The 13,957-nt window shown below is 37.9% G+C and carries 13 protein-coding genes; 9 read left to right on the top strand and 4 right to left on the bottom strand.

Annotated features, from left to right (window positions below):
- Positions 1-68 precede the first annotated feature (68 nt).
- Both DZB84_RS08065 and DZB84_RS08060 read left to right on the top strand, forming a co-directional pair.
- The gene (locus DZB84_RS08065) at positions 69-311 is read left to right on the top strand and encodes a hypothetical protein (protein ID WP_116351752.1); all 243 of its coding nucleotides are present in this window, start codon (positions 69-71) and stop codon (positions 309-311) included.
- A gap of 280 nt (positions 312-591) precedes the next feature.
- The gene (locus tag DZB84_RS08060; protein WP_116351751.1) at positions 592-1,902 is read left to right on the top strand and encodes a CBS domain-containing protein; all 1,311 of its coding nucleotides are present in this window, start codon (positions 592-594) and stop codon (positions 1,900-1,902) included.
- 376 nt (positions 1,903-2,278) lie between these two features.
- Here DZB84_RS08060 and DZB84_RS08055 read toward each other — a convergent pair whose 3' ends face one another.
- Entirely contained in the window at positions 2,279-2,575 is a 297-nt protein-coding gene (locus DZB84_RS08055; protein WP_116351750.1) for a YtpI family protein, read from the bottom strand.
- 130 nt (positions 2,576-2,705) lie between these two features.
- On the opposite strand from DZB84_RS08055, the gene DZB84_RS08050 reads away from it, so the two are divergent.
- The gene (locus tag DZB84_RS08050) at positions 2,706-3,680 is read left to right on the top strand and encodes a DHH family phosphoesterase (RefSeq protein WP_116351749.1); all 975 of its coding nucleotides are present in this window, start codon (positions 2,706-2,708) and stop codon (positions 3,678-3,680) included.
- On the opposite strand, the gene DZB84_RS08045 is transcribed toward DZB84_RS08050, so the two are convergent.
- The 3 genes from DZB84_RS08045 to ytrH form a co-directional block, all read right to left on the bottom strand.
- Complete coding sequence (locus DZB84_RS08045; RefSeq protein WP_116351748.1) at positions 3,677-3,865, bottom strand: YtzJ family protein; 189 nt, start codon at positions 3,863-3,865, stop codon at positions 3,677-3,679. The genes DZB84_RS08050 and DZB84_RS08045 overlap by 4 nt on opposite strands.
- A 312-nt stretch (positions 3,866-4,177) precedes the next feature.
- On the bottom strand, positions 4,178-4,681 hold the full coding sequence (gene ytrI / locus DZB84_RS08040; RefSeq protein WP_116351747.1) for a sporulation membrane protein YtrI: 504 nt from the start codon (positions 4,679-4,681) through the stop codon (positions 4,178-4,180).
- A complete protein-coding gene (gene ytrH, locus DZB84_RS08035) occupies positions 4,681-5,019 on the bottom strand; it encodes a sporulation membrane protein YtrH (protein ID WP_116351746.1) in 339 nt (112 codons plus the stop codon). The genes ytrI and ytrH overlap by 1 nt, the downstream gene beginning before the upstream one ends.
- A 156-nt stretch (positions 5,020-5,175) precedes the next feature.
- On the opposite strand from ytrH, the gene DZB84_RS08030 reads away from it, so the two are divergent.
- The 6 genes from DZB84_RS08030 to pfkA all read left to right on the top strand — a co-directional run bounded on the left by DZB84_RS08030 (position 5,176) and on the right by pfkA (position 13,891).
- The gene (locus DZB84_RS08030; RefSeq protein WP_116351745.1) at positions 5,176-8,538 is read left to right on the top strand and encodes a DNA polymerase III subunit alpha; all 3,363 of its coding nucleotides are present in this window, start codon (positions 5,176-5,178) and stop codon (positions 8,536-8,538) included.
- A 207-nt stretch (positions 8,539-8,745) separates the two neighbouring features.
- A complete protein-coding gene (gene ystJ, locus DZB84_RS08025) occupies positions 8,746-9,975 on the top strand; it encodes an NADP-dependent malic enzyme (protein WP_116351744.1) in 1,230 nt (409 codons plus the stop codon).
- 18 nt (positions 9,976-9,993) lie between these two features.
- Positions 9,994-10,602: a FadR/GntR family transcriptional regulator gene (locus tag DZB84_RS08020; protein ID WP_116351743.1), complete on the top strand. Its 609-nt coding sequence runs from the start codon at positions 9,994-9,996 to the stop codon at positions 10,600-10,602.
- A gap of 207 nt (positions 10,603-10,809) precedes the next feature.
- Positions 10,810-11,673, top strand: coding sequence for an acetyl-CoA carboxylase, carboxyltransferase subunit beta (gene accD, locus DZB84_RS08015; RefSeq protein ID WP_116351742.1), 864 nt, complete (start codon positions 10,810-10,812; stop codon positions 11,671-11,673).
- On the top strand, positions 11,667-12,647 hold the full coding sequence (gene accA, locus DZB84_RS08010) for an acetyl-CoA carboxylase carboxyl transferase subunit alpha (protein WP_116351741.1): 981 nt from the start codon (positions 11,667-11,669) through the stop codon (positions 12,645-12,647). The genes accD and accA overlap by 7 nt, the downstream gene beginning before the upstream one ends.
- Before the next feature lie 284 nt (positions 12,648-12,931).
- Complete coding sequence (gene pfkA, locus DZB84_RS08005; protein WP_116351740.1) at positions 12,932-13,891, top strand: 6-phosphofructokinase; 960 nt, start codon at positions 12,932-12,934, stop codon at positions 13,889-13,891.
- Positions 13,892-13,957: the final 66 nt, after the last annotated feature.

Genomic DNA, 13,957 nt, shown 5'->3' with positions numbered 1-13,957 from the left:
AGGATTCACGTCTTTTTTTTATGCTTGCCTCATAGAATGATACAAGCATAGGTAAAGGAGGAAATGGTATGCATAATAGATTAATACTATGTTTACTGCTTTGTGGTGTTTTACTATATTATGGGGTACCACGTTTAGCAATAGGAGCAGAAGGCTTAGAAGGTATTTTTGCGATTTCTTGGCTCGTTTTTGCTTTGATTGTAGTCAGTGGAAATCTAATTGGTTTATTGTATAATCCTAAGATTGCTCAAAAAATGACAAACCCACAAGGTGCGTCAGCAAAACGTCGACAACGAATGCGGAATTACTAACATCAATCAGCTTATGCTGATTGATGTTAGTAATTAACCTCCGGCGGATGCCACGATTTTTCAAAGGAAGATTTTCGACGAGTAAGATCAAAGACTAACAACGCCACATCCTGTGGCAACGTCTTTGTGACCCACCTCGTGTGGGCCTAAAATAGGGCGCAAATACACTAAGGCGTATTTGGTTTCTATATAAAATTGAATAAAACATACTTCACCCGTATAATAAAGATAAGAAAATAACGGAAATAGATAAAAGAATGATTATTAGAGGGTGAAGAGCTTGGCGACAAAGCATGAGCAAATATTACAGTATATTGACACACTTCCGATTGGTGAGAAAATTTCGGTTCGACAAATTGCCAAGGATATGAAGGTGAGCGAGGGGACTGCTTACCGTGCAATCAAGGATGCAGAAAATAAGGGATATGTTAGCACAATCGAACGTGTTGGGACAATTCGAATTGAACGAAAGAAGAAAGAAAACATTGAAAAACTCACCTTCGCTGAAGTTGTGAACATTGTCGATGGACAAGTGCTTGGGGGAAAAGCGGGTCTCCACAAAACATTAAATAAATTTGTCATCGGTGCTATGAAGCTTGAGGCTATGATGCGTTATACGGGTGCTGGAAACCTATTGATTGTAGGTAACCGTACAAAGGCACATGAATATGCGTTAAATGCAGGTGCTGCTGTATTGATTACAGGTGGCTTTGACACGGATGAACAAGTAAAAAAACTTGCTGATGAGCTACAGCTACCTATTATCTCCAGTAGCTATGATACCTTTACGGTTGCCACAATGATTAATCGTGCCATTTATGATCAGCTCATAAAAAAGGAGATTGTATTAGTTGAGGATATCTTAACACCGGAAACGGAGACGGTTAGCCTTCACCTTTCGGATAAAGTTGAGAAATGGTATGAACACAATACTGAAACAGGGCACGGACGCTATCCTGTAATTGATAACCAATCAAAGGTAGTTGGCATGGTGACTGCAAAGGACATTATGGGACAGGACCCACAAATGCCAATTGAAAAAGTGATGACAAAAAACCCAATGACGGTGAATGAAAAAACCTCTGTTGCTTCTGTCTCCCATATGATGGTATGGGAAGGAATTGAAATGCTACCGGTCGTCAATCAGTCAAATCGATTGCAAGGAATTATAAGTCGTCAGGATGTATTAAAAGCCCTTCAGATGATTGGTCGTCAACCACAGGTAGGAGAAACAATTGATGATATTGTCACAAATCAACTCGTGGATATTTCTGCTGATGGAGAGTCTATTTATCAATGCGAGGTAACTCCACAAATGACAAATTACTTGGGGACCATTTCCTACGGTGTGTTTACAACAATTGTCACTGAGGCTGCCAATAGGGTACTTAAATCCTTTAAAAAAGGTGACCTTGTTATTGAAAATATGACGGTTTATTTTATGAAGCCTGTTCAAATTGATAGTATGATGGAAATTCATCCTCGAGTTTTAGAGGTTGGTAGACGATTTGGTAAAGTCGATGTTGAAGTTTTCAATGGTGGAGTCGTTGTTGGAAAGGCAATGATGATGGCACAATTAATTGAAAGATAGATTGTTTATTTAGGTTTAAACTTTGTTGTTATTGAGCACAATTGATTTCCGCTGCTGGTGGACGCTTTCCGCGGGCGTGGCTTGAGCCACCTCAGGCCTACACGATGTAGGTCACGAAGCCGTTGCCACAGGAAGTGGCGCTTTTAGGCTTCGTTCTACTGTTCGCTCCTGTGGGGTCTCAAGTCTCACGCTTTTCCCGCAGGACTTTGAATTTCTTCCTTGAAATAACCCACGCACGAAGAAAATGCGAATGCATTTTCGAGGAGTCGCCACCTTCCGCTTCAATCAAAATAGTTATGTTTTATCCAATAGCAACAATCTTTTAGAAATTTTATGTGAGGAAAAAAAAGAGACGCTAAGGCGTCCTTTTTCTTTCTTACTGTTGTTCTGCTTCTTTTATCACTAATGGCTGATAATGCTTATAGGCACGGAATCCTGCCCATGTGCTTCCGCTACCAACAATGATAAGGATGGTACCAATTACATATGAGATTGTAGAAGGATGAACAAAGTAAGCATTTAAACCGAAAAAGGCAACAAATAGTCCGAGTGCCATACTCGACTTCGCAGAGAGCCATTGTTTTTCAACTGGACGTCTTGTGCGAAAGTATTTTGTTTTATAATAAAAATAAAACATAAGTGCAAATATAATGAAAAAAACAAGTATCTTCATAAAAAACTTCCTCCAATTCTAGATTGCTATTCCTATTGTAACTAGAACGAATCTAAAATGCTAGTGAATAGAATGTGGAAACTTCGTGAAGAAAAAAGAACAAAATGGGTATTCAATAAGGAGAGTTGAAATGATTCAGGAGATTCTAAAAACAATAAGAGAGTTTGAGACTATTATCATTCATCGCCATGTAAGGCCGGATCCGGATGCATATGGGTCACAATGTGGTTTAGCTGAAATCTTGACAGCTTCCTATCCGACTAAAAACGTTTTTGTCGTAGGCGAGGATGAACCCTCTTTACTCTTTCTAAAAGAAATGGATAAGATATCTGATGAAACCTATAAAGACGCTCTAGTGATTGTTTGTGATACTGCAAATCAGGGGCGGATTTCAGATCAGCGCTACAAACAAGGCAGAAAGCTAATTAAAATTGATCATCATCCAAATGAAGACCCATATGGAGACCTTTTATGGGTTGATACAGATGCAAGCTCCTGCAGTGAAATGATTTATGAGCTCTACCTCCAAGGGAAAAATCAAGGTTTTACACTTTCACAGGAGGCTGCGAAGCTTCTATTTGCTGGAATGGTCGGAGACACCGGTCGATTTTTATTTCCAAATACAAATCCAAAAACATTTACATATGCAGGAGAATTACTTGAATATGGCTTTGATTTTCCATTAGTTTACGAAAATTTGTATAAAATAAAGGAAAAAGTCGCTCGTCTAAGTGGGTATGTTTATCAGAATTACAAGGTCACTGAAGATGGTGTGGGCTGGATGACAATTACAAATGATATTTTGAAAAAATACAATGTAACACCTGCTGAAGCATCGCAGCTTGTAAGTAATTTAGGAAATATCGAAAATCTCAAGATGTGGGTGTTTTTCGTAGAGGAAAAGGATCAAATTCGTGTTCGCTTACGCTCAAAAGGACCGGTAATAAACAAAGTTGCCAAAAAGTACAATGGTGGTGGGCATCCCCTCGCATCAGGAGCTACCATCTATTCATGGGATGAGGTAGAGCAGGTAATTGCTGATTTGCAGGAGGTTTGCAGACCAAAAAAAAAAAACCGCTCCATTTGCATGCGACTTTTCTTTTAGTTATCTACCTTTACGGGGATGAACCAAGAGCCTAAATCTGTTACCTCTTCAAAAACATTAAGGTTTAGTGCTTGTATTTCTTTCTTTAGCGCATTGATGATATCTGGGGATTCTGCGTAAGCGGAGTACCCATTTTTTAAATGCGTCATTTTTTCATTTAAAAGTTTTCTGCGGTTAATATACATATTTTCCCTCCTTGTGCGTTTTAATTACATTTTATTTCATTTTCGCTCAAAAATGCTACATATTTTTAAAATTTTCCAAAAATTTTAATGTGTCTGTAACAAAATGTTCACTTGATAACAAATAAAAGCCTCCTAAAATGGAGGCTTCGTTTAAAAATAAGAAAGTATAAAATTTTTTACGTAGTTTTCGTTGTCTAGCTCCAGGCGCCATCGTCTCTCTGGTCTAAGCCAATCGCTTCGGAAGGCAAGAAGCGCCTTCTATCAGCGATTGGCTTATGCTTGTTGCCGATAGGCGAGCGCCTTTTGCTTTTCTTATTTAACTAGTTCGATATTGAGTGTGATTTCGAGTGTAGTATCAAAAAAGACGGTGTGAATTTTGAGTCTATATTTTTTATCGTCCAGTTCATAAACACTATTTTCAATTGTCCTAAAAAGAAGCTCTTTGTTTTGGGATACTGTTTGAATATCCTGTCCAATTAAGGTGTTAAGATCCTCAATGACAGCGGTTTTTATATGATGAAGATTGAGTGAACTAATATCAAACTTCTTTTTATTTGTAAAATCCACCTTAAAGTCCTGAATTTTGAGTTTGTTTTTGTTATCTTCGTTTAATTTTTTCACATCTTCAATAAGAATATCCTTACTTTTTTTTAGCTCTTTAATTTCATCTTCCTGTTGTGTTATCTTTCGAATCTGATTATCCTGCAACACCCCAAACTGAAACAAAAAGATGAACCAACTTAATAAGGCGCCGATTACAATGCCAGCAAAAAATCGTTGCCAACCCGGTTTTTGATGATAAGGTGGTACTCTCATTAGGTGATATGCTCCTGTGTGAACCACTCAATAATTCTCCACCCGAACTGAGCTCCTCCCATTGCTGAAACAATTAGGAGAAATTGCTTAAAGACATCTTTTGTTTGTCCAAGAAAAATTCCCTTTTCAAAGCTATAAAAGGTATCGAAAGTCCCACCAATTGCAGCAACAAGTGCCCAAATTTTCAACTTGCTTGCCACCGAATAGATTTCAGATAAAGGTGCTTGACCTGACATAAAGGCACCGAGCCCTCCGATTAACGATCCACCTAAAAGAACCCCGAGCGCAATAAAAAAACTATGAATAAATGCAGGCATAAAAGCATCTTTTATTTCCATTTGGACACCCTCTTTTTGTTATTGATAATTTTATAATGATTTAATACATGTATATGGACAAACCGTACAAACTATGAGTTTTGTTTTGCTTGTTTCATAAATAGGACTATAATTGAAGTATTCAATAGAACGAATCATGAAAGAGGTGGGATTTCATTGCCTTTTGTTCATCTACAGGTTCAAAGCGCCTACAGCCTTTTATCGAGTGCTGCAAAAATAGAAGCATTGGTTGAAAAAGCGAGCAACCTTGGGCTTAAAGCATTGGCGTTAACCGATGAAAATGTAATGTATGGTGCAATAGCTTTTTATAAAGAATGCAGGAAGCATGGAATCAAGCCAATCATAGGAATGACTGCCTCCGTGTTGTCGGAGGATGAGCACATTGCTTATCCTGTAGTATTACTTGCGAAAAACAACAAAGGATATCAAAATCTATTAAAAATTAGTAGTGCCATCCAGACGAAATCAAAAGAAGGAATCCCTAGAAGATGGTTATCCCAATATCGCGAGGGATTAATTGGTATATCGCCTGGTCTTAAAGGGGACATTGAGCAAAGTTTAAAGAATGGAAATTACGAGGAAGCTATAAAGCGAGCTATTTCTTATAAAAATATTTTTGAACAAGAAAGCTTTTATTTATCTGTACAGGACCATGGTTTGCGAGAAAACGTTGAAATGAACAAACACCTTTTCGCAATAAGTAAAGAACTAAAAATACCATTGGTTGCTACAAATAACGTTCAATACATAGAGCAAGCAGATTCATTTGCTCACGAATGCTTATTATCGATTAAGAATGGAACTAAGCTTTCAGATGAAGATCGAGCCGTTCTACCAAGCAAGGAATATTATTTAAAATCTCCTTCACAAATGAGCGAGCTTTTTTCTGACACTCCAGAGGTTCTTGAAAATACAATACGCATTGCTGGACAGTGTCATGTTGAAATAGAATTTGGTAAATTTGCATTACCTAAATACCCGGTTCCGAATCAAGAGTCGGCGGAGGACTATCTTTCGAGAATCTGTCTTAAAGGCCTAAAAGAAAGGTATCAAAATCCTTCTGATGAACAATTTGAAAGACTCGAATATGAGCTTCAAGTCATCAAAAATATGAATTTTAGTGATTATTTTTTAATTGTTTGGGATTTTATGAAGTATGCTCATGAAAATGGTATTGTGACGGGACCAGGGAGGGGGTCAGCAGCCGGCTCATTAGTCGCGTATGTTCTTTATATTACGGATGTTGATCCATTGGAACACCAGCTATTATTTGAACGATTCTTAAACCCGGAGAGAATATCCATGCCAGATATTGATATTGACTTTCCTGATAACCGACGAGATGAAATGATTGAATATGTATCGAAAAAATACGGAAGCCTTCATGTCGCGCAAATCATTACGTTTGGAACATTGGCGGCAAGAGCTGCACTCCGGGATGTTGGAAGGGTAATGGGAATCTCTCCTAAGGAAGCGGATTTTCTTGCCAAACAAGTTCCTAGTAAGCTTGGAATAACTCTACAACAAGCGTATGAAGAATCCCAAGGGTTACGGGATTATATTCAAAACATTGAAATCGGACGTAAAATCTTTGAAACAGCTAAAAAAATTGAAGGACTGCCAAGACATACTTCTACACATGCTGCTGGGGTTGTTATTAGTGAACTACCGTTGACTGATTTAATCGCTATTCAAGAGGGGCATAATGACGTATATTTGACACAATTTCCGATGGATATACTTGAGGAAATAGGCCTCTTAAAAATGGATTTTCTTGGGCTTCGAAATTTGACACTTCTCGATAATATTAGGTCAATGATCAAGCGCGGGACTGGAAAGAGTATTGATCTATCGACCATTCCATTAGATGATCCGAAAACATTTGCGTTGTTAAGTAAAGGAGATACAACGGGAGTTTTTCAGCTAGAGTCAAGCGGAATGAGGAGTGTTCTAGTGCGACTACAGCCGAATGCCCTGGAAGACATCGTGGCTGTAAATGCTTTGTACAGACCCGGTCCAATGGAAAACATCCCATTGTATATTGCACGTAAACATGGAAAAGAAGCAGTCGAATACCCACACTCCGATTTAAAACCAATCCTACAAATGACATATGGCGTTATTGTGTATCAGGAACAAATTATGCAGATTGCCTCAAAAATGGCTGGATTTAGTTTAGGAGAGGCTGACCTTTTAAGGAGAGCTGTAAGTAAAAAGAAGAAAGAGGTTCTTGATAAGGAGCGGGAGCATTTTATACAAGGCAGTTTAAAGAAAGGCTATACCGAAAAAACAGCAAATGAAATTTATGATTTAATTGTTAGATTTGCTAATTATGGTTTTAACCGAAGCCATGCTGTTGCCTACAGTATGATTGCTTATCAGCTAGCTTATTTAAAAGCAAACTATCCGCTCTATTTTATGGCTGCATTACTTACGAGTGTCATTGGGAATGATGACAAGTTAGGACAATATATTCGTGAATCAAAACAAAAGGGAATTACCGTTCTACCGCCTTCAATTAATAGAAGCTATTATCCATTTATTGTTGAAAAACAGGCGATTCGGTTTAGTTTAGCAGGGATAAAAAGCGTAGGAGTTGCCGCGTTAAAAGATATTATTGAAACTCGGAAGGCTAAGTCATTTTCAGACCTGTTTGATTTCTGTGTGAGGACTTCGATGAGAAGCATAAACCGTCGAACCATAGAAGCGTTAATTTGTTCTGGAGCCTTTGATGAATTTGGGGAACATCGGGCCACTCTGTTAGCTACTTTAGATGTGGCAATCGAACATGCAGAACTCGTTCGACCAAAGGATGATGAAAATCAGTTTGAGATGTCTTTTGATGACGATTTTGGACTTAAACCAAAATATGTTGAAGTTGAACCTTTTAAGGAAATGGAAAAACTCCGTTTTGAAAAAGAAGCACTTGGTTTTTATTTATCAAGTCATCCTATATCAGCCTATGCGACATATTTAAACAAAAACAGAGCAATCGCGATTTCGGATGCTTCCCACTATCTACATCAAAACGTTGTGATAGGTGGATTCATCACAAAAGAGAGAACGATACGCACAAAAAAAGGTGAAGTAATGGCCTTTTTAACAATTAGTGATGAAACAGGTGAATTAGAAGGTGTTGCCTTTCCAAGAACGTATACTCAGTCAGGAAAGCTTTTAAAAAATGAGGCGTTATTATTATTAAAAGGGAAGATTGAAAATCGGAATAATCAACTACAGCTAATCATCAATCAAACCGAGGCCTTACCTGAACAAGGAGATTTACCGGAAGAAGAAAAGAAACTGTTTATAAGGATGGAAAAAAGTCACCAAGTAGATCAAGTTTTTATCAATTTAAAAGAACTGTTAAGAGAATATCCAGGGGAAACTCCTGTTGTTCTATATTACGAGGAATCCCAAAAAACAATTCAACTTCAACAAGAACTTTGGATCAGCCCTAATCCAAAATTTTTAACCGAAATTACGAAATTAATGGGGCCAAAAAATGTGGTGTTCCAATAACAAACTCTTTACAGGAATAGCATATATGTTATATTGTAATAGAAAAGCGAAGTGGTCATACCACTGATCATTCGTGTAAAAGGAAATTCTAATTTACTAGTTTTCATGAAAAAAGTTGGACATGTTTTAACTGCTTTTATGACTTTAACTGGAGCCAATATTTAAGGCTGCCAAGTTTTCTTTATAACAAGGAGTGAAAAAAAGGAAATGACTCTAAGAGAAGAAGCTCTACATATTCATCAAATTCATAAGGGAAAGCTTGAATCAAAATCAAAAATTCCAGTAAGAAATGCAAAGGATTTAAGTTTAGCATACTCACCAGGTGTAGCTGAACCATGTAAGGTTATTTACGATGATAAGTCCAAAGTGTATGAATACACAATGAAGGGGAATATGGTAGCTGTTGTTTCTGACGGGACAGCAGTCCTTGGCTTAGGAAACATTGGTCCGGAAGCTGCACTTCCGGTAATGGAAGGAAAGGCTGTATTGTTTAAGAGCTTTGCAGGTGTAGATGCATTTCCAATTTGTTTGAATACAACAGATGTTGACAAGATTGTGGAAACTGTAAAATTATTAGAGCCAACTTTTGGTGGAGTCAACTTAGAGGATATCGCTGCTCCAAATTGCTTTGTCATTGAGGAGCGTCTTAAAAAAGAAGCCAATATTCCGGTTTTTCATGATGATCAACACGGTACCGCGATTGTTACAGTAGCAGGACTAGTGAATGCATTAAAGCTTGTTGGAAAGAAAATGTCAGAAATAAAAGTGGTTGCAAACGGAGCAGGTGCTGCAGGTATTGCTATTATTAAGCTTTTATACCGCTATGGTGTTCGTGACATTATTATGTGTGACTCTAGAGGTGCGATTTATGAGGGACGTACCTTTGGTATGAATGATGTAAAAGCAGAAGTAGCAAAATATACAAATCGTAATCGCGTCGAAGGCTCTCTTGCAGATGCTCTCCAGGATGCGGATGTCTTTATAGGAGTGTCTGTTGAAGGTGCTTTAACAGCAGATATGGTTAAAACGATGAATCAAGACCCAATTATCTTTGCTATGGCAAATCCTAATCCTGAAATTATGCCGGATGTAGCGTTAGAAGCAGGTGCTAAGGTTGTTGGAACAGGAAGATCTGATTTTCCAAACCAAGTAAACAATGTACTTGCATTCCCAGGGATTTTTAGAGGGGCTTTAGATGCTAGAGCCACACATATAAATGAACAAATGAAAATTGCAGCTGTTGAAGCAATTGCATCATTGATAACTTCCGAGGAACTTCGACCTGAGTACGTCATTCCTGCGCCATTTGACCCGCGTGTTGCTCCCGCAGTTGCAGCAAGTGTGGCAAAGGCAGCAATGGAAACAGGGGTAGCAAGAATCACTGTAAATCCGGAAGAAGTTGCGGAGAAGACAAGGCGTTTAGCCATAATTGAATAATTGAATGGATGATATAAAATGACATCCCAAAGTTCGAAGGTTTATATTGAAATTGTGAAACAAATTAGGTCCATCATTCAAGATGATGGACTTTCCACTGGGGATAAAATCCCTTCCGAACGAGAGCTTTCTGATCGTCTTAAAGTAGGGCGTTCCTCTGTAAGAGAAGCCTTAAGGTCGCTAGAATTATTAGGGCTAATTGAGACAAGAAGGGGTGAAGGTACCTTCTTAAAGGATTTCGGAGATCACCAGTTGATTCATTTACTAGGTACCTTTATCATCCAAGGAGATAAAACAAAAGACGATCTCCTCGAAACGAAACAAACTCTCGAAAAATCCTGTATTGAATTAGCGTGTCAACAAATAAACGATCAAATGATTACAGAATTAAAAAGGACTATATGGGATGTTGAAGATCCCGAGGAATACCTTTTTAAGACAATTGCCGAAGCTACAGGTAATCGACTTTTACTCCGCATTTGGGTCGTTATTAATGAATATGTGAAGTTCATTTATGAGGAACAGACACATGAAATAAACAAAGAAGGTTTTGATGAGTTAGTTGACGCACTAAGTAAAAGAGATGTGGAAAAAGCTTTATCTGCCTACGAAAACATCACTTTGTAGGAATTTGTCGTGCTTTTATTGACATATTCCTACAAAAAATAAAGAAGACATTCAGTAAAGTATAAGTACATGCTTTTTTGGCAACGAAGGAAGATAGAGATTTTCCTTTTTTTCGTTACTCAACTTTTTGTCTTAAAATTATAATCACTAAGGCGATAAATTCCAACGAAGAAGCCATTTCTATTGAAATGTGTGAGGAGGTTTATTTTGTTAAAAGACTTTTTTGTAAAAAAGAAAAAATATGCTTCAATCCCTTCAGAACAGGCAAGACAAGATGTTCCAGAAGGAATTATGAGCAAATGTCCAAACTGTAAAAAAATCATGTATACAAAGGAATTAATGAAAAACGATAAGGTTTGTATGAACTGTGGCTATCATTATCAAATGACCGCTTATGAAAGAGTTGAGAGCTTACTTGATGAAGGATCTTTCGTTGAGCTCGATCATGATATGATATCTGAAAACCCACTTGGGTTTCCGGACTATCTGGAAAAGCTTAAGAAGGACCAAGTTAAAACGGGTATTAATGAAGCCGTTGTTACTGGTGAGGGTACAATCGAAGGTAATCGAGTTATTTTAGCAATTATGGATTCAAGTTTCCGAATGGGAAGTATGGGTTCTGTTGTCGGTGAAAAGATTACGAGAGCGATTGAAAAGGCAATGGAAGAAAAAGTTCCATTTCTGATTTTCACAGCTTCAGGTGGAGCAAGAATGCAAGAAGGTGTACTTAGTTTAATGCAAATGGCAAAAACGAGTTCAGCCTTAAAGCTCTTTAGTGATCAAGGTGGACTGATTATTTCAATTATGACTCACCCAACAACAGGTGGTGTATCTGCAAGCTTTGCTTCCTTAGGAGATTTTAATTTTGCGGAGCCAGGTGCGTTAATAGGTTTTGCTGGAAGAAGGATTATTGAGCAAACCATCCGCGAAGAACTTCCAGATGATTTCCAGACAGCTGAATTTTTATTAAAACATGGTCAATTGGATGCTGTTATCCACCGTCATGATTTAAAAAATACATTGGCAAATATTGTAGACATTCATATGAACGGGGGTGCGGTGAATTGGTAGGAGAACTAGAATTTGAGAAACCAGTTGTGGAATTGAAAAAGAAGATTGCTGAGTTAAAAGAATTTACAAGTGATTCAAATGTGGATCTATCTGATGAAATTTCAAAACTTGAATCAAGACTTCAAAAACTAGAAAATGATATCTATACTCATTTAAAACCATGGGACCGTGTGCAAATCGCGCGTCATCCCGAGAGACCAACAACCCTTGATTATATTGAACGTATTTTTACAAACTTTTTCGAATGTCATGGTGATCGCTTTTACGGTGACGATGCTGCCATTGTCGGTGGCGTGGCTAAATACCATGGATTAGCAGTAACCGTTATTGGCCATCAACGTGGTAAGGACACGAAAGAAAATATTAAAAGAAACTTTGGTATGCCGCATCCTGAAGGATATCGGAAAGCACTTCGTTTAATGAAACAGGCTGAAAAATTTCGACGTCCAATTATTTGCTTCATTGATACGAAGGGGGCATATCCAGGTAAAGCAGCAGAAGAACGTGGACAAAGTGAGGCGATTGCCAAAAATCTTTTTGAAATGGCAAGCTTAACTGTTCCTGTTATTTGTATCGTTATTGGAGAAGGTGGAAGTGGCGGAGCTCTTGCTTTAGGTGTTGGAAATCACATCCATATGCTTGAAAACTCTACGTATTCTGTTATTTCGCCTGAAGGTGCAGCTGCATTGCTTTGGAAAGACGCTGGACTTGCGAAAAAGGCTGCAGAGTCTATGAAGATTACTGCGCCAGACTTAAAAGAACTAGGAATTGTAGATGAAATTATTCCTGAAATTAGAGGCGGTGCTCATAAAGATGTTGCAGAGCAAGCAGCTTCCATTGATACAGTTCTATTAAAATCATTAAAAGAATTGCGTAAATTAAATAACGATGAGTTAATTCAGCACCGCTATCAAAAATATAAAAAGATCGGCCAATTTAAAATAGCTGAAGAAGAGTATATCGGAGTTCAGTAAAAAAGTAGACGTGCATCTTACACAAAGTGTAGGGCACGTTTTACTTTGTCTTATTTTCAAAAAAATGAAAATGTTTTATGCATACATGATTTGCGAATTGCCCCCGCGTAAAATTCCTTTTATATTTTGTTTTTTCGGCAGATTTCACACTTTTTTCTTTATTTAATACGTTTTCATAACTTGTTTTACTTATATATTAGTGTTATTTTATACATATTGCGAAAGAATAGTAAAAGCATATGGAAAAATAAGTTCACGATTATTTTTTACATAGAGGTGGAAAAATGAAAAGAATAGGTGTTTTAACAAGTGGCGGGGATTCACCTGGTATGAACGCTGCAATTCGTGCTGTTGTACGTAAAGCGATTTTTCATGATGTTGAAGTATATGGAATTTATCAGGGATATGCCGGGCTTATTAGTGGACAGATTAAAAAGTTAGAAATTGGGGATGTCGGTGACATCATTCATCGTGGTGGTACAATGCTTTATACGGCACGATGTTTGGAATTTAAGACAGAAGAAGGTCGTAAACAAGGTATTGAACAACTCAATAAATTAGGGATTGAAGGCTTAGTTGTAATAGGCGGTGACGGTTCATACCGTGGTGCCCAAAAATTAACGGAACTTGGTTTCCCATGTGTGGGTGTTCCAGGTACAATTGATAATGACATCCCTGGTACTGATTTTACAATCGGTTTTGACACAGCATTAAATACAGTTATTGATGCAATTGATAAAATTAGGGATACAGCAACTTCTCATGAACGTACATATGTAATTGAAGTAATGGGTAGACATGCTGGTGATCTTGCATTATGGGCAGGATTGGCCGGGGGTGCTGAAACAATCTTAATTCCTGAAGTTGATCATGACATGAATGAAGTTGTTGCAAAGCTTAACCGAGGTCATGAACGTGGTAAGAAACATAGTATTATTGTAGTTGCTGAAGGTGTAGGCAGCGGTGTGGAAATCGGGAAGAAGATCCAAGAAGCGACAAATTTTGAAACGAGAGTAAGTGTACTTGGACATATTCAACGTGGTGGTTCACCAACTGCAACTGACCGTGTATTAGCTAGCCGTCTTGGAGCAAAAGCTGTTGAGCTCTTGCTGGAAGGAAAAGGTGGAAGAGCGGTCGGAATTCAACAGAACCAATTAGTAGACCATGATATTATGGAAATCTTAGATCGTAAACATACAGTTGACGAAAAAATGTATAACCTGTCGCAAGAACTATCAATTTAATAATGATTTCTGTATAATTCACTGAGGAAGTGTTGGTAATCGCTCTAAGGCGATTATAGAGGAGGA

This window comes from Bacillus sp. HNG (assembly GCF_003400205.1).
Lineage (GTDB): Bacteria > Bacillota > Bacilli > Bacillales > Bacillaceae_L > Ferdinandcohnia.
Note: the sequence above shows the minus strand (reverse complement) of the source record. Positions and strands in the feature narration are given on the sequence as shown.